26 protein-coding genes are annotated in these 24,973 nt (G+C 47.2%); 11 read left to right on the top strand and 15 right to left on the bottom strand.

Features of this window, described 5'->3' with window-relative positions:
* Positions 1-5: 5 nt before the first annotated feature.
* Positions 6-2,789 (bottom strand): DUF6797 domain-containing protein, encoded by a 2,784-nt coding sequence (locus FXO21_RS17965; RefSeq protein WP_149641375.1) that lies wholly within the window; start codon positions 2,787-2,789, stop codon positions 6-8.
* A gap of 96 nt (positions 2,790-2,885) precedes the next feature.
* Here FXO21_RS17965 and FXO21_RS17960 point away from each other — a divergent pair, with 96 nt between their 5' ends.
* Together FXO21_RS17960 and FXO21_RS17955 are read left to right on the top strand one after the other, a co-directional pair.
* A complete protein-coding gene (locus FXO21_RS17960) occupies positions 2,886-4,184 on the top strand; it encodes an NCS2 family permease (protein ID WP_149641374.1) in 1,299 nt (432 codons plus the stop codon).
* An 8-nt stretch (positions 4,185-4,192) separates the two neighbouring features.
* Positions 4,193-4,999, top strand: a complete 807-nt coding sequence (locus tag FXO21_RS17955) for a 5'-methylthioadenosine/adenosylhomocysteine nucleosidase (protein WP_149641373.1) — start codon at positions 4,193-4,195, stop codon at positions 4,997-4,999.
* A 66-nt stretch (positions 5,000-5,065) separates the two neighbouring features.
* Here the strand turns inward: FXO21_RS17955 and FXO21_RS17950 are convergent, their stop codons facing one another.
* The 4 genes from FXO21_RS17950 to porV all read right to left on the bottom strand — a co-directional run bounded on the left by FXO21_RS17950 (position 5,066) and on the right by porV (position 7,836).
* A complete protein-coding gene (locus FXO21_RS17950) occupies positions 5,066-5,437 on the bottom strand; it encodes a hypothetical protein (protein ID WP_149641372.1) in 372 nt (123 codons plus the stop codon).
* Positions 5,438-5,499: 62 nt separating this feature from the next.
* A complete protein-coding gene (locus FXO21_RS17945) occupies positions 5,500-5,733 on the bottom strand; it encodes a hypothetical protein (RefSeq protein WP_149641371.1) in 234 nt (77 codons plus the stop codon).
* A 170-nt stretch (positions 5,734-5,903) separates the two neighbouring features.
* Entirely contained in the window at positions 5,904-6,539 is a 636-nt protein-coding gene (locus tag FXO21_RS17940) for an START domain-containing protein (protein ID WP_149641370.1), read from the bottom strand.
* Between the two features lie 190 nt (positions 6,540-6,729).
* The gene (gene porV / locus FXO21_RS17935; RefSeq protein ID WP_149641369.1) at positions 6,730-7,836 is read right to left on the bottom strand and encodes a type IX secretion system outer membrane channel protein PorV; all 1,107 of its coding nucleotides are present in this window, start codon (positions 7,834-7,836) and stop codon (positions 6,730-6,732) included.
* 257 nt (positions 7,837-8,093) lie between these two features.
* On the opposite strand from porV, the gene FXO21_RS17930 reads away from it, so the two are divergent.
* The 3 genes from FXO21_RS17930 (at position 8,094) to FXO21_RS17920 (ending at position 10,936) form a co-directional block, all read left to right on the top strand.
* Positions 8,094-9,692 carry a sensor histidine kinase gene (locus tag FXO21_RS17930; protein WP_149641368.1) on the top strand — a complete coding sequence of 533 codons (1,599 nt, stop codon included), beginning with the start codon at positions 8,094-8,096 and terminating at the stop codon, positions 9,690-9,692.
* The gene (locus tag FXO21_RS17925; RefSeq protein ID WP_149641367.1) at positions 9,685-10,104 is read left to right on the top strand and encodes a response regulator; all 420 of its coding nucleotides are present in this window, start codon (positions 9,685-9,687) and stop codon (positions 10,102-10,104) included. The genes FXO21_RS17930 and FXO21_RS17925 overlap by 8 nt, the downstream gene beginning before the upstream one ends.
* Positions 10,105-10,288: 184 nt before the next feature.
* Positions 10,289-10,936, top strand: a complete 648-nt coding sequence (locus FXO21_RS17920; RefSeq protein ID WP_149641366.1) for a 2'-5' RNA ligase family protein — start codon at positions 10,289-10,291, stop codon at positions 10,934-10,936.
* A gap of 15 nt (positions 10,937-10,951) precedes the next feature.
* On the opposite strand, the gene FXO21_RS17915 is transcribed toward FXO21_RS17920, so the two are convergent.
* From FXO21_RS17915 to FXO21_RS17895, 5 genes are all read right to left on the bottom strand, one after another.
* Positions 10,952-11,722, bottom strand: a complete 771-nt coding sequence (locus FXO21_RS17915) for an Fpg/Nei family DNA glycosylase (RefSeq protein WP_149641365.1) — start codon at positions 11,720-11,722, stop codon at positions 10,952-10,954.
* A gap of 53 nt (positions 11,723-11,775) precedes the next feature.
* Complete coding sequence (locus FXO21_RS17910) at positions 11,776-11,952, bottom strand: helix-turn-helix domain-containing protein (protein WP_149641364.1); 177 nt, start codon at positions 11,950-11,952, stop codon at positions 11,776-11,778.
* A 30-nt stretch (positions 11,953-11,982) separates the two neighbouring features.
* The gene (locus FXO21_RS17905; protein WP_149641363.1) at positions 11,983-12,456 is read right to left on the bottom strand and encodes a hypothetical protein; all 474 of its coding nucleotides are present in this window, start codon (positions 12,454-12,456) and stop codon (positions 11,983-11,985) included.
* Between the two features lie 203 nt (positions 12,457-12,659).
* Complete coding sequence (locus FXO21_RS17900; RefSeq protein WP_149641362.1) at positions 12,660-13,787, bottom strand: hypothetical protein; 1,128 nt, start codon at positions 13,785-13,787, stop codon at positions 12,660-12,662.
* Positions 13,788-13,802: 15 nt separating this feature from the next.
* A complete protein-coding gene (locus tag FXO21_RS17895) occupies positions 13,803-14,108 on the bottom strand; it encodes a hypothetical protein (RefSeq protein ID WP_149641361.1) in 306 nt (101 codons plus the stop codon).
* Between the two features lie 211 nt (positions 14,109-14,319).
* Between FXO21_RS17895 and FXO21_RS17890 the strand changes: the two genes are divergently transcribed.
* Positions 14,320-16,188, top strand: coding sequence for a gamma-glutamyltransferase family protein (locus tag FXO21_RS17890; RefSeq protein WP_149641360.1), 1,869 nt, complete (start codon positions 14,320-14,322; stop codon positions 16,186-16,188).
* A gap of 22 nt (positions 16,189-16,210) precedes the next feature.
* Here FXO21_RS17890 and FXO21_RS17885 read toward each other — a convergent pair whose 3' ends face one another.
* The 3 genes from FXO21_RS17885 to FXO21_RS17875 all read right to left on the bottom strand — a co-directional run bounded on the left by FXO21_RS17885 (position 16,211) and on the right by FXO21_RS17875 (position 18,223).
* A complete protein-coding gene (locus FXO21_RS17885; protein WP_149641359.1) occupies positions 16,211-17,029 on the bottom strand; it encodes a GNAT family N-acetyltransferase in 819 nt (272 codons plus the stop codon).
* Position 17,030: 1 nt separating this feature from the next.
* A complete protein-coding gene (locus FXO21_RS17880; protein ID WP_149641358.1) occupies positions 17,031-17,504 on the bottom strand; it encodes a GNAT family N-acetyltransferase in 474 nt (157 codons plus the stop codon).
* A gap of 95 nt (positions 17,505-17,599) precedes the next feature.
* Positions 17,600-18,223 carry an SDR family NAD(P)-dependent oxidoreductase gene (locus FXO21_RS17875; protein WP_149641357.1) on the bottom strand — a complete coding sequence of 208 codons (624 nt, stop codon included), beginning with the start codon at positions 18,221-18,223 and terminating at the stop codon, positions 17,600-17,602.
* A 59-nt stretch (positions 18,224-18,282) separates the two neighbouring features.
* Here FXO21_RS17875 and FXO21_RS17870 point away from each other — a divergent pair, with 59 nt between their 5' ends.
* The 4 genes from FXO21_RS17870 to FXO21_RS17855 all read left to right on the top strand — a co-directional run bounded on the left by FXO21_RS17870 (position 18,283) and on the right by FXO21_RS17855 (position 22,655).
* Positions 18,283-19,086 carry a LuxR C-terminal-related transcriptional regulator gene (locus tag FXO21_RS17870; protein WP_149641356.1) on the top strand — a complete coding sequence of 268 codons (804 nt, stop codon included), beginning with the start codon at positions 18,283-18,285 and terminating at the stop codon, positions 19,084-19,086.
* A gap of 49 nt (positions 19,087-19,135) precedes the next feature.
* Complete coding sequence (locus FXO21_RS17865; protein ID WP_149641355.1) at positions 19,136-19,993, top strand: glycoside hydrolase family 43 protein; 858 nt, start codon at positions 19,136-19,138, stop codon at positions 19,991-19,993.
* A gap of 128 nt (positions 19,994-20,121) precedes the next feature.
* Positions 20,122-21,438 carry an amidohydrolase family protein gene (locus FXO21_RS17860; protein ID WP_225865744.1) on the top strand — a complete coding sequence of 439 codons (1,317 nt, stop codon included), beginning with the start codon at positions 20,122-20,124 and terminating at the stop codon, positions 21,436-21,438.
* Between the two features lie 77 nt (positions 21,439-21,515).
* The gene (locus FXO21_RS17855) at positions 21,516-22,655 is read left to right on the top strand and encodes a hypothetical protein (RefSeq protein ID WP_149641354.1); all 1,140 of its coding nucleotides are present in this window, start codon (positions 21,516-21,518) and stop codon (positions 22,653-22,655) included.
* A gap of 8 nt (positions 22,656-22,663) precedes the next feature.
* Here FXO21_RS17855 and mtgA read toward each other — a convergent pair whose 3' ends face one another.
* A complete protein-coding gene (gene mtgA, locus FXO21_RS17850) occupies positions 22,664-23,362 on the bottom strand; it encodes a monofunctional biosynthetic peptidoglycan transglycosylase (RefSeq protein WP_149641353.1) in 699 nt (232 codons plus the stop codon).
* 115 nt (positions 23,363-23,477) lie between these two features.
* On the opposite strand from mtgA, the gene FXO21_RS17845 reads away from it, so the two are divergent.
* The gene (locus FXO21_RS17845) at positions 23,478-24,767 is read left to right on the top strand and encodes a DUF2851 family protein (RefSeq protein ID WP_225865743.1); all 1,290 of its coding nucleotides are present in this window, start codon (positions 23,478-23,480) and stop codon (positions 24,765-24,767) included.
* On the opposite strand, the gene FXO21_RS17840 is transcribed toward FXO21_RS17845, so the two are convergent.
* A complete protein-coding gene (locus tag FXO21_RS17840; protein WP_149641352.1) occupies positions 24,757-24,954 on the bottom strand; it encodes a hypothetical protein in 198 nt (65 codons plus the stop codon). The genes FXO21_RS17845 and FXO21_RS17840 overlap by 11 nt on opposite strands.
* Positions 24,955-24,973 lie beyond the last annotated feature (19 nt).

Here is a 24,973-nt window from a genome sequence, read left to right as displayed (position 1 = left end):
AGCAGTTAATTTTTAGATTTTTTCAAATCCTTGATATACAGGATCACCGATTCAATATCCGTGTCGGACAATACACCCACAAACGAGGGCATTTCTTCATTATAACCTTTGACAATCTTTTTTGAAGGTGCTAAGATCGACTCCCTGAGGTACTTTTCGTCAGCGATCTCTTTGGTACCATCGTCAAATATCCTTTCCGATTTGTAAAGGTTTTTAAAGGGTGGCCCATACATTCCGTCTGTTTTGGTCCCGGGCGAGTGGCAACCGAAGCATGCCATTTTCTGAAATATTTCCTGCCCCTTTTCAGCAGAAGCTATTTCCACTTTAACCGGTTGTGATGCCATTTCTTCTTTATTGGCAGTCAGCAATGCCAGGTCCACATGATCGAAACCATACTTTTTAAAATCGATGTCATCCGAACTGTTTACAGTGAAATAGAAGTGGTCGTTGATCTTCTTACCGTCTTTCGCTTTCAGGCGGTACCCCACTTCCATCTGCATTACTTCTTTCATATCCGGGACCAGCAATAAAACCTTTTTACCATCCGCTGAGAGATAAGCTCCCGCTACGGGCAGCATTTCCTCTCCTGTGCTTCCGTCCAGTTTGAAGTGCCCCGAGCCATATTCTTCCGTGCGCTGATAGTTATATCTTTTGATTTCAAAATTGGCAGGATCCAGCGCGGTCGATTTGTCGATTTCAGTATCAAAACCGATAATAATACCCTGGTTACCAGCCCGGAACTGGCTGGGCATGTAGCTTTGCTTGCCAGTATATCTAAGTCTTATCAGCGAACTGATTCCGGTCGAAGCCGATCCCCAGAGGTTGAAACCCGTCACATACATTTGTTCATCAACCGGGCTGAGTGCGCCTTTGGAAGTAGGTGCGGGATAATAGGCATTGATATAAGAAACACCGCCCTGCATAATTTTCGAAGTGCTGTCGATCAGAACGCGGAACAGCCCCGGCGTGCCAAAAGAGAAATGGATCAGATTACCATTCAGCGGTCCCATCTTGTTCCCCGTCACCCATGCCTGTCCAAGGCTCGACCGGTCGACGCTGTGCGGTATCCAGGTCAGAGGAGGTGCAATTTCAGGATTATCGGTACGATGGGCGGTCGGGATTACCCCGTAATAATCTCCTTTTTTTATCACATAAATCGGTGTGGAAGGAACAAAGTTACCCTGCTGGTCGGTGGCTGTAAGTACGCCGGTTTTTGGATTAAAACCGAGGTATGGTCCTCTCAAACCAGTTGCGATGACTTCAAATTGTTTTCCATCCGGAGAAATTTTCAGGATTGTACCGTTCTGGTCGGAACCTGTCCTGAACCCTTTCCCAGGAGCTTTGGAAGTCATTCCCGGTCCGTTGCTCAAACTGCCTCCCTTGGCAATGTAAAAGCTTCCGTCAGCCACGTATACCATGTCCGCCGCCCATTCCCGCGATTCGGCGGATTGCGACATTACATTTGAGAAATTTTCGTAATAATCGGCATTACCGTCCCTGTTCAAATCGTGGAGCTTCACAATACCGTTCCGGTCAAAAACATAGATAAAGTCCTTGACCACCTCGATGCTCATCGGCTCGTGCAAGCCCGAAGCAAATCTTCTCCATTTAACATTTTGCAAATCCTTATCGATCCCTTCGACCGTCCAGACGTCCCCTTCAAATGTAACCACAGCGGCCCGACCGTCGGGGAAAAAGGCGATATCGGCTAACCGGACATTGCGTTTCCAGGGATTATTTAAAGGTAATGTAAGCTGATCGGTCACAAATGCGGCGGTGTCCGGGGATAGTTTTCCTTTTGTAGTAATGGTCTCTTTCCAGGCTGCGGGGCCTCCCTTTTCGAAATCCGGAAACAATTCCGGCTTCGTCCGGCATACTTTTTCAAATGCTTTTAATTCCTTCGCTGGCCCCTTCCACATCACAATCATCCCCAACGCCTGTTTGGCCGATGCCGGAAGTTTAACGGTGATGTACTTGTTCTCATTTATTTCAAGCTTCCAGTCGACTTTCCCGGCAATCCCGATTGCAGTCACGCTATCCTTATTGGCACCCTGATAGATATACGCGACTTTCCCTTTCACCTCAGCCCCAGCGCCGTTACTGACTTCCGCTGCGGTTAAATACAGCTCCTTATCAACGGTTTCAATCCGCAAGTTCCTTGTAAATGCCACCTGATCTCCGAACTTTCTGCTCCCCGGCAACTCATATATTTTTGAATTACCTACCGAGTAAGACAGAATAGCTTTGCTTCCGAAGACATACGAACCATTCCATCTTGCCTGATCGGCGGGCAAAGGTTTCCAGGTTGGCTCTCCTTCCTGTTGTCCATTTCTAAAAACAGGCTTTCCCACGGTCCAGCCCGCATAATTACCCGTTGCAATTTTCGGTTCACCTGTCAGCCTGGCGATTTCATTGTTCTTGTTAAAAAATTTTTTATAGGAAACCTGCGCCATCAAAACCATTGGCAAAAATTTCCCCGTCCACGCTACCGACCATCTTAGCTGATCGGTGTCAAAGCAGGCATAAGCGCTGTCGCCGAGCTGCAAAGCCAGTGTGCGCGCAGCCTGATTGTCTTTGGGAAACCCTGCACCAATATTCCTGGCATCTACGGAAGTAGAAATATAAGGAAAGCCCGGCTCTACAAAAGCGGCAAGATTCGCAGAATCCGGCTGGTCGGAAACAATGTGCTGGTATTTGGTATAACCGGTAAGCATAACAGTCGCGAGGGACAAAACCACAACAGAAACAACTCCCCACTTCCTCACCTGCTTTTTAACGTATTGAGACATGTAAAAACGAATTAAAAGATCTAGTCCAAAAGCCATCATCAGGCAAAACCTCCTCATTCGATTTAAATCAATATATTTGAACTAAACCGTACTCCTATGTTTTCTTTTTCCGGGTTAAAAAAAGATCACACCTCCGTTTCTACGGAAATCCTGGCCGGCATTTCCTCGTTTCTGGCAACCGCCTACATCATCGTTGTTAATCCGTCTATTTTAAGTCAAACGGGCATGCCTTTTCCGGCAGTACTGACAGCCACGATCCTCGTTTCGTTTTTCAGCTCAATGATGATGGGCCTGTATGCCAACAACCCGATCCTGGTCGCGCCGGGAATGGGATTGAATGCGTTCTTCACATTCACAGCCGTTTTCACTTATAAACTTACCTGGCAGGTAGCGCTGGGTACTGTTTTTTGGTCGGGGATATTTTTTTTACTGCTGTCGGTTTTCAATATCAGGTCCTATATCGTTAAAGCGATTCCCAAACCACTCCGCTACGCAATCGCCTCGGGAATAGGTCTTTTCATCACACTCATCGGCTTTGCAAATGCAAAGTTCATCATCGCCAACCCGGCTACCATGATCAGTCTGGGTAACCTGAATGCCGCTACGCTCACCTTCCTTGCGGGCTTGCTTATTACGGTCGTACTGCTGATCAGAAATGTAAAAGGGAGCATTTTGATAGGTATTGTACTGACCACCCTGCTCGCCTGGCCGATAGGTCGCTGGTGGGGAGGAAGCGAGACGGTGATCACGATTACCAAACTGGTGGCCCCGCCCGATTTTAGTCTCCTGTTCCAACTGGATCTGGTCAACTCGCTGAAATGGAGCCTGGCACCGGTTATTCTGGCATTTGTTTTCACGGATATGTTCGACAGCCTTTCCACCTTTGTCGGCCTTTCGGAAGCTTCCGGCCTGCTCGACGAAAACGGCGAGCCGCGCAATATCAGACGCTCGCTGATCGTGGATGCTTTTTCCACCACCGTTGCAGGGCTTACGGGCAGCAGCCCGGGCACTGCCTATATTGAATCGGCGGTGGGTATTGAGCAGGGCGGGAAAACGGGCCTTACTGCTGTGGCAGGTGCTGTTCTGTTTTTGCCATTCCTGTTTTTATCGCCATTGCTAAGTGCAGTCCCGGCCATTGCTACTGCGCCCGCGCTGGTACTTGTAGGTGTATTTATGATGAAACCCGTCGTCAAAATCAACTGGAATGAGCTGCACGAGGCATTTCCTGCATTTCTCGCAATGGTATTGATCCCCTTCACCTATTCCATTACCCAGGGCATTATCTGGGGATTTTTGAGCTGGACAGTCCTGCACATCCTGACAGGCCGCACCCGGGAAATCAGCCTAGCGCTGATTATCATTGACTTATTCGCTCTTCTTGCATTAATTTTTTAATCCGTTTCATGAAAAGACTTCTGTTGTTACTCTTTCTCTATTTTGTTCAAATCCATATTCATGCCCAGGAAATAATAGGTATTCTGGGTGCTTTTCCACCGGAACTTAAACTGTTGCGGGAAAATATGGTGAGCCCGAAAGATACCGTGATCCGGTCGGTGGGATTTATTACGGGAGAACTGAGGGGCCAGAAGGTGGTAATCGCGCAAACGGGCATAGGAAAAGTGAATGCGGCTATCACTACCACCCTGATGCTGGATCACTTCCGACCAAAACAGATCATTTTTTCAGGGATTGCTGGCGCCATCGACCAGGCGCTGCGGCCGGGTGACATTGTGATCGGCACCAGCATTACTTATCATGATTTCGGAGCGCTAACTGACGAAAAAATGGATTACTGGGTGACTAGAAATCCGCTGACTGACCAACCCAATCCTACTCATTTCAAATGCGACCCTATGCTGGTCAGCAAAGCGGTGCAAGTAGCAAAGGGACTCCGATTTACGCAGATAGGCGGCAAATCCGGGAATCGCGTCCCGGCAGTAAAGCAAGGGATCATCGTTACCGGCGATGTTTTTGTTTCTTCCAAAAAAGTCACCGAACGACTTCGGAAAGACCTCCACGCAGCTGCTACAGAAATGGAGGGTGCGGCTATTGCGCAGACCTGCTTTCAGCAAAATGTACCCTATCTAATTATCCGCAGCATGAGTGATAATGCCGACGACAATGCATCGGAAGATATGGGCAATTTTTACGATATAGCTGCCGCCAATGCAGCTACGCTCGTGATGGCCGTGATTGAAGTAAAAAATTAAGTCAATAGTATATATAAAAAATCCCCGCACATGGCAGGGATTTCACTGATTTTGAATCTATCCTTACTACTCTTTTGGTTTGGCTTTTGGCGTGGTGTTTTGGCTGCCTGTCGCATTGCCCGACTTGCTGGTAGCTTCGCCCTGGTTGCCAGGTAACCTGGTTTTATCCGTTGCTTCCCCATTCGCCTTTCCTCCCGGCTCGCTGCGTTTTCCGGCGCCAGTTGCCCGGCCTGCCTGCGTGGCGGTGTTAGGACTATCCTTAGCCTGCGCCTGGCTTCCGTCCGAGGTTTTGCGTTCCCCCTGAGTGGCAGTGGCGGAGCTTCCGGTATCCGCCGACGTTTTTTGTTTTGGATTTGTGGATATGGTCGTGGCTTGTGCAAAAACGGCCCCTGATGCAGTCAGGAGGAATAATGCCACGGTTAAGATTGAATTTTTCATGATGTTTGACTGGTTTTAGCTGTTGAAAAAACCCTTTTCGCTAAATAACCATTCCAGCAACATCATTCCAGGACGACCGCAGAGGGGGCATCACCTTTTTTCAAACTGGACGGATATTCGAGTTTAAGTTTTTTCCCTTTTTCGTCAGCTTCTTCGAGCAGCTCAAAAGTCCGGCGCTCGCCGACCATCAAAAGTGCCTGAAAAAGGATACCGGCATATTCACTTTCTTTGCTGCCCGGTCCCTTTTCCTTTGCGAGATCATTGTAATGACCAAAAAGTTCTTTCCCTTTCCCCATGGTGTTTGTTTTGCTTGAACCTGCTTCAAATCTGTAAAATTGCGTGCCTTTCGATAAACACACGCCAGGCTGCATGCCTCGTTGTTGTCGAAAAGCATTGAAATTGGGCTACTTACTTATTTGATGGAGCAGATTCGGCGGGCTTTGTCTGTGGTTTTGTGGCGCAGGAGTTAAGGGTGGCTCTTGCGTCTTTCACGGACTTCTGCCTGCATTTGCGTAAATGTTTCGAAGGGCGCCTGCTTAGCGAAGTAGTTGACAACGTGGGCAGGGATCATCCCGCCAGGATCTACGCGTAACGTGTATTCGATTTTTACTTTCCGCTCAGCGACTGGTACGATCTTCCACACACTTTGCGAATGATTTATCCTTACAAGCCCTTTTTTGGGTGCGACCTCCCCCGGCACAGCAGGTGAACTAACGGTCAAAATCTTTGTAACAGGGTCTTGTGTGATTTTTAAATGGGTGACAAAGTCGCGGTTTTCCAGAGGCCAGGGCAAGCTGACTTCGGTGTAGTAATACATCTCGCGGTCAGAAACCTTTTTCAGCAATTTGCATGACCGGGCATGGCACATCCATTTCGTTGTCGCCGGAATATCAACAAGCAGATCTGCGATTTCCTGCACCGTAGCATCCATGACATATTCGGCGCGTAAAGCTTTGATCCTCGAACCAGGTAGGGCCTTGCTGTATACAACAACGCCTTCCTTTTTAAGCGCGATTACCCAACCGGCATCAACCTCCGGTTGGGCAATCGCAAAAACGGCCGGGAAGAAAATCCCGGTCAGGATGACAATCAATTTTTTCATGGCTATACAAAACTGTCACTCGAATTCGCTCAGTGCCAGGCAATTCTTCCGGAATGCCGGATCTGCTGTATCAATTGCAGCAAATCGCGTTCAAATTGAAAGGTGCGCCGGCGGAGGATTTAAACGTGTATTAATATACGTAATCCCTCTTCTGACAGATCCATTTGCAGCATGACAATTCAGACAGCCCCTACCCTTTTTTTCCGTTCAAATAAAATGATAATGTAGCACGGTAGGTATCTAGCACAGCACTTCCTTTTTGTGCGGAAAAGGCATAGCCGAAATCGGCCTGGTATTTTTTAAATATACGCGCTCCTGCGCCGACGGTCACGAGTTTTTGGTTTGTCTTCCTTTCGTTTTCGTTGTAGTAACCAGCTCTCAGTGCCACAACGTCATTGTACCAGTACTCTGCGCCTACTCCGATCATGATCTCCTGCATTTCCTCCTTAAAGCCTCCGGGTGCATCGGTGAACGATTTGAAAATCGCTTCGAATGATTTTGGGGAACTGACGATGGAACCGCCGACTGGCGTGGGCACCAGCAGCTTGCTTGCGTCGGCGATTAGATTAATCCTGTGACGCCCGGTTGCAGAGTACGATATTCCGCCTCCAACCCGGAGTTTTGCAGGCAAAAAGTACTGTCCTCCGCCAACTCCATAATCGATTTTGTTGCCAATATTTGCCAAAACAGCCCCAAACGACCAACTGAAGTCCTGACCTGTAGATTCGTCTTTCAACCGTTTTCTGTAATAAGCGCTGATATCTGCTGCAATCGCCCGGCCGGGTTTAACACTGTTGCCAGCCACGACGCCCTGCCCCCAGTCGGAAGAAATATATTTTAATGTAAGCCCCATTGAAAAGTTCCTATCGAGCTGCCGTGAATACATGCCGCTTATTGCAATGTCGTGCGCACGGTTACCTGCACCGCCCGTAGTATATACATCATAATCAAAGTACTGGACTGATGCAGCAACAGCTTGTCTTTCGCCCAGCTTCTTGTAGGCACTGGCGTATCCTAACCACATTCCGTCGACGAGATTTGGCAACCAGGGCGTGTAAGAAACCGATGCACCGAAATCCTCCCTCGCCGCAGCCAGTTTCGAAGAATTGATATAAGTTGCATTTGCGTCGGGACTTAACGCAGCGCCGGCATAACCCATTGCAGCTGTTCGAGCATCGGGGTTGATTTCAAGCATGTAAGGAAGCCCAATCGGGATTCTGACCGAATCGACAGGCTGTGCTCCGGCTTGCGCAAGGGTTAATAAGAAAAAACTCAGGGACAGGATTTTTCGATTCATAGCAGACAGATTTAGGTGCAGGTTTCATGACGATCGGTTACAAACGTTCAACGGCTACCGTATCTTACTTAGTATGAAAATTTTCAAGGTATTTCCTGGAAATATTTTGGTGGCAAATCACCTGAAAAATGCCAGCTGAGATCTTTTGATAAATCAAACAAACACTTCATCCTCAAAAAAGTATAAGTGCCAAATTGTTCTTTCTTAACTAAATACTATCTTTCGCTTCGATACACCCGTTCCTCTATAAAGTACTCTTGAAACCTGATAGCACGCAACACGTTGCAGATCAATTTGCAAACATTGCATTATGCAAAATCCCCCCGTTAAATGCCGGAGTAACACTGTCAGATCAGATTTCAGTTTTCTTTTCCAGGCTACTTGATACAGACGATTTTCCCGCGAGATGGTTTTGCGGCAACTGGTCCGACTTTCATGGCTGGCTTTACATCATTTCCGATCTGGGCATTTGGGCAGCGTATTTTGCGATCCCCGTCCTTTTGCTGATCGTTTTTCGAAAACGAAGGGATTTACCCTTCCATCGGGTATTTATGCTGTTTGTGGCTTTCATCCTGCTTTGCGGACTTACGCATTTAATTGACGCGTCGATGTTCTGGTGGCCTGCATACAGGCTGAGCGCGCTGGTCAGGCTGTTTACTGCGATTGTTTCCATTTTTACTGTCTTTGCGCTGTACAGGACACTTCCTCTGATTGTAAGTTTGCGGACTGTCCGAGATCTCGAATGTGAGATTGAGAAGAGAAAAATAGTGGAAGAAAAGTTGGCAGCCAGCGAATTTCTACTGTCGGAGGCAGGGCGGATCAGCGAGGTAGGCGGCTGGGAAAACGATCTGACAACCAAGGTCAGTACCTGGTCTAAAACAATATATGAGATCCTGGAACTCCCTAAGGAATACCCGCTCAATCAGTTAAGTTTATACAGCCACATTCAGGAGCCCTACAAAAAAATCGCTGAAGAAACGGTAAGCCAGGCGATAGAAACTGGCCGGGAGTGGGATGAGGAGCTTGTGGCGACCACGCTTACGGGCAAGTCGGTTTGGGTAAGGTTTACAGGCAGACCGCTTTTTGATGAAAACGGAAAAGTGACGAAACTGCGGGGGATTTTTATGAATATCGACCGCTACAAAACTGCTGAACTGGCTTTACACAAATCGCTTGAACTTACCACCCGGAACAATGTGCAGCTGAAAAATTTCACGCATATTCTTTCACATAATATCAGAAACCACGCTACGAATATGGTATTGCTTTCCATGCTTGTTGACAAAGAAAAGCTTGACGAGGAAAATGCAGTGCTATTCGAGAAAATGAATGAAGTGTCGAATGGATTGAATTCGACGCTGGAAGACCTTTCCAGGGCGATCAAAATCAAGGAAAGTGTGATAGAACCGGAAATTATTGACTTGAAAGAGCTCACTGAAAAGGTTCTCCATATTTTTGATACAGACCTCAATATAAACAATGCCGATGTTAAAATCCGGTTTGACGTAGTCACTGTGTTGTTTCCAAGAGTATATTTGGAGAGCATCCTGACCAATCTGATATCCAACGCAATCAAATACCGTAACCCTGCCAATACGCCCCGGATCGAGCTGACCTCTTATAAGGACCACGATGAAAAGACGGTACTCGAATGCCGGGACAATGGTCTGGGAATCGATATGGCCCTGCACGGAAAAAAGCTTTTCGGACTGTATAAAACATTTCATAGCAGCAAGGATGCGCATGGGGTCGGGCTGTTTCTTGTGAAAACACAGGTCGAATCACAGGGAGGAAAAATTGAAGTAGAAAGTGCGCCGGGCAAAGGATCGGCTTTTAAAATAATTTTCAATGAATAAGGTAAATAACCTCTGGGTAGTAGACGATGACGAGATCTACCGTTTCGCGATCAAAATCATTATCAACAGGGCAGGGATTTCGGAGCAAACATTCTACTTCAACAATGGACAGGTGGCGATTGATGCTTTCATCGACAATCTGCACACGCCGGATCAATTGCCCGACCTGATTTTGCTGGATCTGAACATGCCCGTCCTCGACGGCTGGCAGTTCCTGGATGAGGTAAGTAAGCTGCTGCATAACGTCCCGAAAAAAGTAAATATCTTTCTGGTGAGCTCATCCAATGACGAAGAGGACGTTGCCAGAGCAAAATCATTTGATATAGTACAGGATCTGATCGTCAAACCACTGACAACCAAAGCGCTGAATGACATATTGATTCGCCTGCAGGAAGGTCCCGTCGCCTGCTGATTTCATTTTTTTTATCCAACTGTTTTTCGCAGTGTGCCCTCCGGCAGTGCTTTCGCGCTATCTGCTGGCCATATTATTGTTCTGATAAAAATATCTGATATTTTTAAGATCATTTATTTGATACTTATTATATCATTATTATTTTTGTAGTGTTACTAGTCATTGACCTTCAACAAGCTACAAAATGAAAAGTATTCACATCAACAACAATCACCCCAGCACATTGACAAGCATCCGCAAGCACATGCTGGAATATTTACTGATCTTCTCCTGTGACGAAGTCACGAAAGCGCACATCGCCGGTGTGAAAGAATTTTTTGAGAGGCGTTACGGCTGCAGGTTCGCTGCCAATCTCACACCGCACATGACAGTAATGCAATGCGTCATTCACGAAAGCAAGATCGACCGCGTTATCCAGGGATGTAGAAGAGCCGCTGAAATATCCGCCCCATTTGATATGGAGCTTGATGGTTTTAATAAGTATGACCACGGCACCATGTATGTGAATGTCGCGGATGCTGCATCGGAAAAGATCATCGCTATCGTTAAAAAACTCAAGGCGGATATCGACAAACATATACAGCAATGGTCGCCGGCCGAGCATGAATACTGCAAAGACCCGCACTACACAATCGCCAGGAACATGACCGACAAGCAGATGGAGCAAGCGTGGTTTGAGTGGAGGTACCAGCAGTTTTCAGGCAGTTTCCACGTGAACGAAATGCAGCTTTTAAGAAGGTCGCTGGTTAAAGGCGACAAATTTCAGATCGTTGAACGATTTCCTTTAAAAGGTCTTCCTGATGTGGAATTTGTTCAGGGGGCTTTGTTTTAAAGTAAAGGCTGTCTGTCAATACTTAATCTGCTCTTCCGTGTAGTACGTTTTTCTGCTACCCACTGTCGCATTTCTGATTTGTCCGCCCGTCGGGCTCGTTTTTCGCTTGTGATTGTGAACAGCCAAAAAATCGCGGATTTCGCCTGAAATAATGTCGGGATTTGATTCTTTGATTTTTTTGATCGCATCCTGCACAACGCTTTTAATCGCTTTGGCAAGGCGGCTTATTTCTTTTGCCGGGATTTGATTCGCTACTGACTCGGGATGTATTTTCGCCTCCCATAGAATTTCGTCGGCATACGCATTGCCAATTCCCCCGATGATTTTCGGGTCACAGATGACTGTCTTAATTGGTGATCTTCGTTTCCCGAGTTGTGCTGTCAGCCACTCGGGAGTCATTTCATCAGATAATGCGTCCACTACGTCATTATCCTTTGGATTGAGTGTTACCCTGGCTGCCTTCTGATAATCCGACAGTACCAGCGTGCCGGTTTCGTCGAAGAGAAATGCTGCTATAAAATCTTTGGGCAGAGTTTCGGGCACACTTAACTGTCCGTGCAGCATCAAATGCATTGAAACAACTTGTCCGTCGCCGAAATCGAAATAAAGCTCTTTGGCCTTTCGACCGACACTTTTCAATTTTTTGCCCGCAAGTGCTTTTTCAAACTCCTTTTCAGACGTTTCGATTTTTGCACTTTTGCCAAGCTTCACTGATTGCAGCTTCTTGTTCTTAAAACGCTTTTCGAGATTGCTTTTGAAAATCTCGAGATCGACAATTTCCGGCATATTGGTTCAGTTGTTGGATTAGATATAATATGTGAACTTCAAAAAAGCATGGTTCAATTCACAAATTCAAGAATGTCCGCAGGCTGGCAGTCCAGCACCTGGCAAATTTTTTCGAGCGTTGAAAAACGAATTGCCTTCGCCTTCCCGGTTTTCAGTATTGACAAATTCGATAAGGTAATATCAACTTGTTCAGCAAGCTCAGACAGTGACATTTTGCGGCGTGCCATCATCACGTCAAGATTTACTATAATAGGCGCGGGTTAAATGGTTAGCGCGTTTTCATCTATAATAGACAGCCCGCGGTTGTAAATAATTGCAATAGCGTAAATAACCAGACCATTGATCAGCCCATCACCCAAATCAGTGAACAACTCGAAATGCTCGGTCGTCACATTTTTATGCATTAATCTATTAAAAATGATGTAGTCGGCAATTTTAAAAACATCGGAAATTGCGAAAACAGCTGCGAGCAAAATCAACCTGCGATAAACGTTTCTAATAAAAGTATCTTTCAACCTCGCCTCGCCAAATATTTTGCTGAATAAATTCAGTATAGCGACACCAAAGCTCAGAAAGATTATGCGGGAAACAGATGTGTAGTAGCCTGGTGCTGAGTTGGGTTCGATTTTAATTTTGTACCGGTCGGTAATTGATATCAATCTGATCAGACTATCTGAAGTAAACGTAGCCTGCGGCTTAACCTTTTCACCAAATTTCCGCACGTCGTAGGTCATACCTGAATCACCAAAGCGATGCTGGATACCGAAGAAATTAGATATTGTTGAGAAAAAAACCAGTGAGGTGATGATCTTAACTATAAGCGGCTTTTTAAATTACAGGGCTGTCGTTGCCGGTGTTTTCACCGGCACAATTCATGTGCGCTGCGTCTGGCTGTTGTTGGTGACAACACCAACAATTGCGGTGGCATAATATCACCTTATTCCCTAACCAAAAACGGCTTGGTAACAAACAGACCGAAATATGCTTTTTGGGATTTCAGATCCACAATATCCCCAAAAAAATCATCGTCAAACCGGCTCGTATACCCGATTTTCAGACCTGCCTGTAAACCGTTAAAATTGCCGTCTTCCCGTTTGGTCAAAAAATAAATAGGAATGTCGATATTGAGCTTTTCACTTTTTACGAGCCAAGTAAGGCTTGGGTTCAGACCAACAATCGGCACTTTGTCCTTCGTCACCATCTGCCGGAGCTCGGCCTTGATCCGTGAATCAACACTTCGGACAGGCTCGCCGAAAGTAACCTCCGAGCTGAATGCGTGGCCATTGTTACCAACTGGAAATGAATAGTTTAAGATATCATCTCCACTGGCATGGTTGATTACCAGACTGTAAGAGAACGAGTAGTAGGTATATAGACTCCTGAATTTGGAGAATGCAATATTGAAATTCTTCCCGATCCGTGTAGTGGCCAGTGGCTTAGCGGCGAGCGAATCAGTAATATAATCGAATCCAACCCGGCTGGCGCTGAAACGGGCTGTGAATATCCACGGCGTGGCAAAAGTATCAAGATCAACCGCACCCGCTTCTATTAATTCCTTTTTGTCCGACTCGTCCATATCCAGAAACGTAACATCTTTGGCGGGATCCATCTTTTTACGCTCACGCACCTTGTGCTTTACATCGATAAACTTCCGCAAATCGCTGATTGGCAGTCGCCCCGGAATAGCGGTACGCCCCATAGTCCTCTGCCAGGCGACTGAAAATGTGGTTCCGGTGGTGATCCCTTCCAGGTCCAGAAAAGTTGCGGTTTTGGGCTTTTCAGAAAATGATTGTGAAAGACCAATGTTAAACAGGCTTTCGCCCGCATTGAGCGAAAATCTGGCCTCAGCCTGCGTATCCGAAAAAATTGAAGTCAGGCTAATACTCGGCAGGTTGCTGACTGTACCCGTGCTTGTGGTATTTCTGTTGGATTGCAGCTTTTCGTTCAGGCTCTTTTTGGCAATCACAGTATCCTGTTTTGAAAAATCATCTCCCGGCTGGGCATAGCTCGAAAAACCAAACAAGGCACTGATAATCGACAAAATACATAAAAGTACATTTTTCATCTTCTGCGAAGTAAACTAGCTGGCCCGAAATTCACCTCCACTAAAATCCGTATCACCGCCTTTGAGAGTCCTCGGCCCCACTCCTGTTCCGGGTACCGCGACGCCATTGTTCGTCATGCGTATGGAATATCTGGTCAGACCATCTTTCCCATTAACCTGCCACTGATACTCGTGGCCACCGGATTCGATTATCATTTCCTTCGAATCAATAGAATCCCTGGCGCTGATAATCTGGTTACCATCCAGAAAAAAGGTCAGCGTCCCATGCTCGACCATTGTGCTGATGTAGAAATTGGAAGAAAGTGTCTTGAATCGCGCCATTGCTGATGAAATTATGGGAGTATTCAAATCGATGTAAGAGCAATATACTGAAAACCGACGGCTCCTGCATTGATTTATCATTGAAAATAAGCCTCTGATCGCAGCTTTTACAGTAGGTTCCGGGCATTCATTAATTTTAAAAGATACCCAACGCATTATTCTTTAAGTCGACTTCATCAGAAGGCTGCCAGGACATTCAAATTCTCAATTCATGAAAATAAAAATACTGACCTCAATCTTGTTGACAATTGCGACTACATTCTCAGCGAAAAGCCAGTCGTTCAACAACTTCCCCGTCACAACACAAAAGCCCCCGCTTCATGGGAAGCATTGGATGGGAATTACCGGGAAGCCACTGGCAGCAACTGCCGGCGCGATGATTTTCAGCAAAGGAGGAAATGCGGTGGATGCATCCTGCGCCATGCTGGCCGCAACCTGCACGATGTGGGACGTGCTAAGCTGGGGAGGTGAAACACAGGCTTTGATATATAATCCTAAAACGAAAAAAGTGATCGCTATCAATGCGATGGGTGTGGCCCCTACCGGCGCAACTGCTGAGTTTTACAAAAGTAAAGGAATGAAATATCCGCCCGAATACGGACCGCTCGCCGCTACCACACCCGGAACTCCGGGCGGGCTGATGACGATGCTCGCAGAATATGGTTCCATGAGCCTCAAAGACGTTCTGGCACCTGCGATGCAAATGGCGGAAGGCTATCCGATTGAAGCGCAGACTGCGAATGCGATCGAAAAGGACAAGGCCGAAATTAAAAAGTGGCCGTATTCTACAAAAGTATTTTTGCCGCATCTGGGCCAGCAACGGGAAGCACCTGACGCGGGGGAAATTTTCGTGCAAAAAGATCTGCTGGCCACACTGCAAAAGCTCGTTGATGCCGAACAGCAGGCTTTAAAGAAAGGAAAACAACGAAAGGAGGCTATCTATGCAGCTTACGACCGGTTTTATAAAGGTGATATTGCCAAAGAAATTGCAAGAAGCACCCGGGAACAAGGGGGGCTGATTACTGAACAAGACCTTGCCAACTGGAAAGTAAAAATCGAAGAGCCGCTTATGGTCAATTATAAGGGAATCGAAGTGTATAAAATGCAGCAGTGGACGCAGGGGCCGGTGATGTTGCAGGCGCTTAATATGCTCGAAAACTTTGATCTCAAAGGGATGGGCTACAATTCTTCGAAATATGTGCACACGCTGTATCAGGTAATGAACCTGGCTTTCGCCGACCGTGACTTTTACTACGGGGACCCCGCTTTCGCGCCGGAGGAACCGATGAAAGGATTGCTTTCCAAGGAATATGCTAAGGAGCGGATCAAACAGATCGACCTTGAAAAAAACGATGCGAAGGTGCTTCCGGGCGATCCCTACCCTTTTGAAGGAAAGAAAAACCCATATACGGATCAGATCAAAAAGTGGGGGAATTTCCATGCGGCCCTGGATCATAGTGAAAATGGACCCAGCGAAAAGTTTATGAAGGAATTCACTGCCGGCACCACTTCGGTAGAAGCGGCGGATGAGGAAGGTTGGGTAGTGAGCATTACGCCCAGCGGCGGGTGGGTCCCGGCCTGCATTGCCGGAAATACGGGCGTAGGATTAAGCCAGCGGATGCAATCTTTCGTACTTGATCCCCGGGAAAACCCATTCAATGTAGTGGAGCCGGGCAAAAGGCCACGCGTTACCCTTACACCAAGTCTCGCCCTGAAGGACGGAAAGCCATTTCTTTCCTTCGCCAAGCAAGCCGGCGATGAACAGGATCAGCTTTTGCTGCAATTCTTTTTAAATATGGTCGAATTCGGAATGACGGTACAGGAAGCGACGGAGGCACCCAGCTTTAAAACACTGCAAATGTATGGCAGCTTCGGTGCGCATGAAAAAATCCCTGGCGGCTTAATCCTGAACGAAATAATGCCCGATTGGACCAGAAAGGAGCTTTCCCGGATGGGCTATAAGCTATCTTACCAACCCAGAACCAGCGGGCCGATCAACGCGATTTACTTCGACTGGCAGCACGGCAGCTTCTGGGGCGGATCGAGTAATCATGGCGAAGATTATGGTTTCGGCTGGTAATAACCGCCGAGCTACTTACATGCTATTTTTTGCGGTCGATGATCCTGATCATTCCGAAGGCAGGTCCGAATTGGGCCTGCCGGTAAAATGACGACAAGTGCTCGCCGGTAAATAACCCAACCATCGCCTTGTCCGGCGCATTGTGGTCCAGCCAGCTTGTTAACTCCTGCATCAAAGCAGATCCCACGCGTTTCCTCTGCCAGCCGGGATGAACCACAACGTCTTTCACATAATAAAAACTGAAACCGTCCCCAAGCAGCAACGCACATCCAATAACCTGGCTACTTTCCGTATTTTCAGCCACCACAGCATATTGAACAGCTTCCAATTGCCTTTGCAGTTCTGCATGCGAAGCCTCATTTGTCCAGCCAACCGCATTCAGCAACGATCTGTATTCGGCAGGAGAAGGTGCCCGACCTACTATACGCACAGAATCCGGTAAGCTGGCTGATACACCCTTTTTTTCATTCGACGGAGCAGCAAAACTGATGTAATATCCATTCAGATCCCTGATTGTATACTCGTCGAAGCCGTACCCCTGCTTTTTGAGGGGCGAGACAATATCCGCTTTCCTTTCCTGATGCAATTGATAGAGCACCTCGATATGCTGGACGCGCACCCAAATGTATTGCCCATGCGGATACTTGGCCAGCTCGGGATTGTATGAAAACTGAATAAATGCGCCATGCCAGGATACGCCACCGTGACTTGGCGGGTCTCCCCAGGTCCACTGTCCCGGAAAACCGAGCACTTCCTGCCAGTAGCGAATGGACGCAGATACGTCGCTGACAGACAAAACCGGCTCAGCGTGTGAAAATACGGGTTGCAGATCCTGGGTCATTTTACAGTAAAGTATCCGTTGTGAGGCGCATTTCGGTCAGGTGTTTTTTGAAGCCCACTTTTTCATAAGCTGTCACGGCAGGTTTGTTATCGTCATACACCTGCAGGCGAACTTCTGGAAGCCCTTTCGCTTTTGCCCATTCAACTAAACTCTTTATAATTAGCTTGTTGATTCCCTTACCACGGTGCTCCGGAACGACATACATAAAACCCAGGAAAGCATAGCGATCGAACTGATTATAGGGCTTGGCGGGCAGGATCCGTGCGTGCCCGCTGCCGGCCAGCTGGCCATTGACAAGTGCCACCACTACTTCCGCTTCGTCGCTTTCGATCATCTTAGCGAGATCGTAATATTTAAAATCTTCTTTTACAAACGTCTCGTCAAACGGTCGCTCGGCTTCAACGATACCTCGCTCAAATTGTAACAATGTGGGCAGCTCTTCCAGCTTCGCTTTTCTGATTTCAATTGCATCCATATTTTTCTTGCTAAGTTTCTGATAAACAACCGTTGCTTATACCTTGGCAAAGAAACTAAAATATGGAAACACTATTTGCTCTCCCAGGCAACGTATCAACAGAAATTCGTTCTTTTTGGTACCGGAAACACGCCATTCGGGTCAAGCAGTTTTGCCGGAATGTTCTGCACCCGTAAGCCGCTTTCCTTATATTCAATTTGCAAATTTTCAAAGAAAAGCGAAGTACTTTCGATCAACCACCGGCCGGTCGGCGACCTGACATTTGCCTGATCGAATACGTTTATAATTTCCGGCTGGCCATGAAGCAAGAGATTGGGTAACAGTTGATGGGTAAAAATAAAGCTTGCAAACTGAGTACTTTTCAGTAGCTGATCCAGTTCAAAAACGCTTCTGTCGGCCCACTTGTCTATCATTTCATCATTTTCCGCATAATTAATAAAGCAATCTATCTCAAAGCCGGCATTCAGGACTTCACAAACAGCGATGATACTTTGACTGTCGGCAGTGTCAATCTGATAAACGACGACCTGCTGCTTACCAACATTTCTGATACGAAGCGCCAGGTCCGTAAGTACGGGCATGTTCTTTCCCAGCAAGATCAAATGCCTTTTTTCGCTGGCCAGTTTCAAGGCAAACTGCTGGCCCCACACGGTATCTGCTCCCCTCAACACGGTATAGCTCATGGAAAGTGACGGATTTGATAAAAATTCCCGTTGCATTTTTAAGGTGAACCGGCTTTAAGTTGTCGTAAGAAAATACAAAGAAAACCAGGATCTCTATGAGGCGAAATACTGATTTATCATTACTCAATTCCGCGATACCTCCGCACAACCGGCTACCTGAATACCACGAGCTGCTCTCTCGCAGTTTCAATTTCGATATCCATAAATCGCTGATGCTGGAAAAGAAACTGACCGCCGTGCGCGCCATGGCGCAGCTGACAAAAAGTGGTATTACAGTCTACGATATGCAAAAACGGACGCACATTTATACTTCTGGCAGCTTTTATCAATTATATGGCTATTTCAAAGAACACCCCGGGGAAGTTTGCAATGATGTTTTTGACAAAAAAATACATCCTGACGACCTCAAAGAACTGAACCGGAACGGATATGCCGCCATGCAGTTTTTAATGAGCCTGCCGGCGGGAGAAAGAAAGCAGTACAAAATGGTAACCGAATACCGTATCCGCACGAATGAAAACAAGTATGTAAGCGTGACGGAACAACATCAGATCCTCGAATCGGACGCTTCCGGCAACATCTGGCTTTCGCTTGGCATTCTGGACATCTCGCCCAACCAGTCTGAACGGAAGCATGTACCGTTTCAGATCATTAATTTTAACACCGGCGAAATGATTTGCCTTGAACCGAAAAACCAGCCTGTCCATCCCCTTTTGACCGCCCGTGAAAAAGAAGTCCTGCAGATGATCGGTGATGGTAAACTGAGCAAGGAGATTTCGGACATGCTGAAAATCAGCTACCATACCGTCAATACACACCGGCAACGCATTCTCGAAAAGCTGAAAGCCAACAATTCCATCGAAGCATTGGAAGGCGCCAGGCGTCTCGGCCTGATCTGAAAGCTGGCGGGATATTTTAGGGATTTCCGGAAAGCAAACAAAAGAGGCCATGAATCCTGTAATCCGCCATTTCTTTACCGCCGATCCCACGGTGCTGGTTTATAAAGACATACTGTATTTGTACACCGGCCATGATGAAGCGCCCGTCGGGACTGAAAACTACGTCATGAACAATTGGCTTGGCTTTTCTTCTGCGGATCTTTTGCATTGGAAAGATCACTCCATCCTGCTCCGTGCCACCGATTTTCAATGGGCCTCGGGAGACGCCTATGCTTCCAAAGTAATTGAAAGAGCGGGGAAATTTTACTGGTACGTATCTGTTACACAAGCCGCCCAGCCCGGCAAGGCGATTGGTGTCGCTGTGTCAGACGCGCCTGCCGGCCCATTTCGGGACGCGATTGGAGAGCCGCTCGTAAAGCATCAGATGCTTCCCGCGACAGTCAACGAAAAGGCCAATTTGGATCCTGCCGTTTTAATCGACGACGATGGGCAGGTTTATATGTTTTGGGGCGCTGGGAAATGTTATTTTGTCCGGCTAAGTGAAAATATGACTGAACTACATGGAGAAATCCGGGTGATCGATTTGCCTGGTTTCCAGGAAGGTGCGCACATTCATAAGCAAAACGGCTGGTATTATCTGTCGTACGGTTACGAAAAACCCGAGCAGGTCGCCTACGCCATGTCGCGGCGTATTGATGGCCCATGGGAATTCAAAGGAATTTTAAACAAAGTCCCTTATAACTGCGAAACAAACCGGCCGGCTATTGTGGAATTCAAAGGAAAAAATTACTTTTTCTATCACAATGGCGCATTGCCTGACGGTAGCAGTCACCGCCGCTCTGTTTGCGTGGATGAATTGTACTATAACGCCGACGGTACGATACAGCAGGTGATCATGACGGGATGAAGCGGGCTGAAATGACCGGCAGACGATTTTAACACTTAATAGTAGTAAAATACAGAAAATCTGCAGTGCGGAAAATATTACGCTGATGCACGGCAATCTGCCTGTTAACCTTAAAGCGATCTGTTTAGATGCAAGTATTCGGGAAAAAGTGGTATTTGATTTTCTGCATGGCGGGATTTATCGCGTTTCATGCCTGCAAACAAAGAATTGCAACGGAAAAGCCAGCTCCTGATATCAGGGAAATCAATCAAAAAGAAATCCCGAAAGGCAACAAGACCATAGCCATCACCAGCGTACTGATCATAGACGGGAACGGCGGAGAACCGATTACAGACGGCTGCGTGATCGTGCGCGACGGCCTTATTGCGGAGGTCGGGAAGACATCGGAAATCATGGTGCCGGCGGAAGCCGAAAGAGTAAGTGGTGCCGGTATGTCATTGCTACCCGGATTTATCGACGCGCATTTTCATCTCGACGGGGTCGAAGGCCTGCCTTCCCTCTTTCTTCAGAACGGTGTCACTTCCCTGCGAGACCCCGGAGCATGGATCGAAGCGTACGACGGGGAACGAAAATCCGGTAAGGCTGTTCCGCGCCTATTTCTCGCCGACCCGCATATTGATATGTTCCCGCCGGCTTATCCAAAGGATGCGTATGTCGTGCGGGATGCGGAAGAGGCAGTTAATCAGGTGCACCGAATGGCTGATCGTGGCGCTTCTGTGATCAAGGTTTATTTCCGCCTGCCACCAGGCATCATCCGCGAGGTTTGTAAAGCTGCGCATAGCCGTGGGTTACCGGTGACCGGCCATCTGGAAACAACCGAAGCTATGGAAGCAATCAATGCAGGCCTCGACGGGATCGAACATATTACTTCTTTCGGGCTGTCGCTTATTCCTCAGTTAGAAGGCGAAAAATACAGGCAAATTGTACTCGCTGATAATAACGCCAGGAAAAGGGGAAGATACGAGGTTTGGCAAAAAATAGAAGTTGATAGTCGGCAGGCAGATTCTCTTGCCAGATTTCTCGCATCCAAAGGCACATTTGTAAGTCCGACGCTTGGAGCATTCGAGTATCAGCAGGAAACTAATGTACCGCTGGACACGGTGAGGCTGGCTGGTTTTGATAAAATGAAAAGACTAACGGGTAAGCTGCGAAAAGCGGGGGTCCGGATCGTTACCGGGTCGCACGCTATGATCCCCTATGCCGGGAAAGGGTGGGCTTACCAACGCGAAATGGAGCTGCTGATCGAAAGCGGATTGAGCCCGGCCGAAGTAATATCGGCCGCTACAATCGAGAATGCCCGCTTTTTCAGGATTGATGACAGATTAGGAAGCATTGAAAAAGCGAAGGTGGCGGATCTGGTGCTGGTAAGAGGAAATCCGCTTGAAAACTTTGCAGCGGTCAGGAATATCGAGAAAGTAATGTTGAACGGTACGTGGGTGAAGTGAAAGAAAATCACTTAGTTTGGAGTTTCTTGCCAAGAAGCTGGCTTTCAGTGATTATCCAAAGCCCTTAACTCAACGATATGCAAAAATTACTACCCTTCCTGCTACTACTGTTCCTATTTGGGGCAGGCGCCCCGGCCATTGCTCAATTCGAGACCGAAAAATTAGACTTACCGGGAGATAATCTCAATTTATATGCAGTGATGAGGCTTTTTCAGGAATCAAAAACACTGGAAGCTTTTGAAAGAAGCCTGAACTCGGAACAGTCGGAAATCAATAACCTCGACCTCAACGGAGACGAAAATATTGACTACATCCGTGTGTCGGACAATGTGAACGGTGACATTCATACCATTACTTTGAAAGTTGCGGTCAGTGAAAATGAAGACCAGAATATTGCCGTCTTTTTCGTGGAGAAAAATAGTGACGGAAAAGTACTCATTCAGCTGGTCGGCGACGAGGACCTTTACGGAAAGGATTATATCATCGAACCCAACAATACCGAAACCGCCAATCCCGGCTATTCTGGTTTGGAAACGGTAGGAACGACTCAAAGCAGTCCCGTTTCGGTAAGCTCCTGGCCAATGGTGCATTATATTTTCGTGCCTGGTTACTCGGTCTGGCATTCACCCTGGCGCTGGAACTATTACCCCTCCAACTGGAAACCCTGGCGGCCGCATTACTGGCATTACTACTACGGGTACCACTATCACTGGCATAAATATTACAATGCGCGCTATCGCAAATGGAAGTATTTCAGGAATCCGGGATGGTATGGGCAGTATTACGGTGCAAATTTCCGGTCGAGATCGATTATTGTACGCACGAAATACAATCGTGGAGATTACAGATCGACCTATTCCCGACCTGCATCCGCGAGGGAAGGTTCCGCATTGTTTGTTAAAAGAAACCCCAAAGCCAGGTCCGCCGGTTACCGTGTTCCTTCATTTGACAAAAGCGGAAAGCCGGTGATCGTCAAGCCGGCAGTACCGGCGAAACCAGTCAATAAAAAACCTGTAAAACGAAAAAAACCAGGGCCCACGACTACTACGCGACCCGGCCCATCACGCCCCACAGATCGCCAGGAAACGCCGGGACCGGTAACCAGACCAGCTACAAGCCGGCCGGCACCAGACAAGGGGGTTAGCAGACCTTCTTCCCGTGAACGGGTAAAACCGACAACGCCCGCTTCTTCACGTGAACCTAAAAAACGAGATTGAAATAGAATTTACAGGTTGTCCAGATATTTCTGTCCTCCCAGGTACTTCATTTGTCTCACAATCTGGCCTGTACGCTTATTAACATAGTTTGACGGATTTCTGATTGAGAACCGGATGGGGTTAGGCAAAACCGCTGCAATGCGCGCGGCCTCATACCTTGTCAGTTTTTTTGCTGATTTATTGTAATAGCGCAGCGAAGCCGCTTCCACACCGAAGGTCATTTCTCCCATTTCGGCTACATTGAGATATACTTCCAGAATCCGTTCTTTGTCCCAGATCAACTCGATCAACACAGTAAAATATACTTCAAGTCCTTTTCGGAAATAGCTTCTCCCGTGCCAAAGAAAAACGTTCTTGGCTACCTGCTGAGAAATAGTACTTGCCCCCCGCGCACGTTTCCGCTTTTCGGTGACCGCATTATAGATCTGGTCAAAATCGAAACCCCAGTGCTTTGGAAAGTTCTGATCCTCCGAAGCAACTACTGCCAAAGCCGCTTCTTTCGAAATATTCTCGTAGGATTCCCAATCGTGAAAAAGCTCGGTGTCTTTGTCTTCTTTGAACGCTTCAATCTTCCTGGAAAGCATATAGGGTGTTACCCAGACCGGTAAGAACCTGAGAATGACCACCCAAATAATTGATATTCCAAAAAACAGGAGCAGTAATCTTAGCGCAATAAATCGCAGACGGCGGACAAAAGAACTTTTCACTTCAAGAAAACGAGACCAAAGGACAAAAACAGCGTACAAAGAACAGAAACTAATCAGGTTTAGACAAAGAAATCAAAACCAATATTTAGCGAATCACCCGTATCTGTCCTTTACTATGATGAATGAAGAAATCCTGAGTTTTGTCTGGCGGTTTCAATACTTTGAGAGCGCAAATCTCCTCACAGACGATCAGAAGTGTATTTCCGTGATCCGGACCGGTCACAAAAATACCAACGCCGGCCCAGATTTTCTGGAAGCCTGTGTGGTGATCGACGATGTGCATTGGTACGGGAATATTGAAATCCATGTGCGCTCTTCCGACTGGTTTGTTCACACCCACGAAACTAATCTGGCTTATGAAAGCGTGATCCTGCACCTGGTTTGGGAAAATGATAAGCCCGTGCTCAGGCAGGATGGCACATTAATTCCAACGTTATCGCTCAAAGGACTCGTGAAAAGCAGCATCCTGGAAAGGTATGCATTGTTGCAGGACCTCGATGACGCCATTCCCTGTGCGTCGATGTTTCGTGAGGTGCACGAGATCCATAAGTATGCAATGCTGGACCGTGTGCTGCTGGAACGCCTGCAAAGAAAGGCATCTGCGGTTATCGAGCTCCTGGAAAAAAACCGCAACGATTGGGAAGAAACGGCTTATCAGTGGCTGGGAATGCATTTTGGCTTTAAACTCAACGATCCCGCTTTTCTAAGGCTTACCCAGATTGTACCGTTGAAAATCATTCATAAACACCGGGACAGGCTGCTTTATATCGAAGCAGTTTTACTGGGGTGCGCCGGCCTGATTCCCGAAAAATCGGATGATTTATATGTGCGGGCATTACAAAAAGAGTTCCGGTTTCTGAGCACCAAGTACAACCTGGCCGACAAGCAAATGCAGTCTCACGAATGGAAATTCGCGAAGCTCCGTCCGGCAGGGTTCCCTACTATCCGATTAGCGCAACTCGCCCGGTTACTTAGCTTTGAAAGCAACCTTTTCTCGACCATTATTTCTGTTAATTCGTTTGAAAGAATGCAGGAATTGTTTCAGCTCAGCCAGTCGGAATACTGGGTCCGCCACTATGTGTTTGATAAAAAAGCAGCCACGCCGGTACCATCCATGGGAAAAGATGCCGGCTCATCACTGATTATCAACGGAATAGTGCCTGTTTTAGTGGCATATGCCAAACAACGCCGCCAGCCGGAGCTCCTGGATAAAGCCGTATACTGGTTGTCTCAGATTCCTTCCGAAAACAACCGGATCACAAGAGAATGGGCGACACTTGGAATGCGGGTAAAAACCTCAGCCGACTCGCAGGCGCTTATCGAGTGGTATAATAACTATTGCCTGCCAAAAAAATGCCTTGAATGCACAGTAGGCGCCGGATTGGTACGCTCGGCTAACCTTTGACCAGATTCACTCCGGTAAGCAGAAATACGGTACCAACCAGAAAAGGCACGATCGATTCCCACTTGGAAACGGTCAATCCGAGTACCGGTTTGTCAGACAGGAATGCGATGCACGCAAAAAGCAATACCGAAATGCCGAGGATCGTCAGAAGCGCGCCAAAAAAACGCTTGAACGGAGTGTTTTCCATTGAATTGGTGAAAAGAGAA

It is taken from the genome of Dyadobacter sp. UC 10, assembly GCF_008369915.1.
In the GTDB taxonomy this organism is placed as follows: domain Bacteria; phylum Bacteroidota; class Bacteroidia; order Cytophagales; family Spirosomataceae; genus Dyadobacter.
The sequence above is the reverse complement of the archived record's forward strand: the minus strand, read 5'-3'. Positions and strand labels throughout refer to the sequence as shown.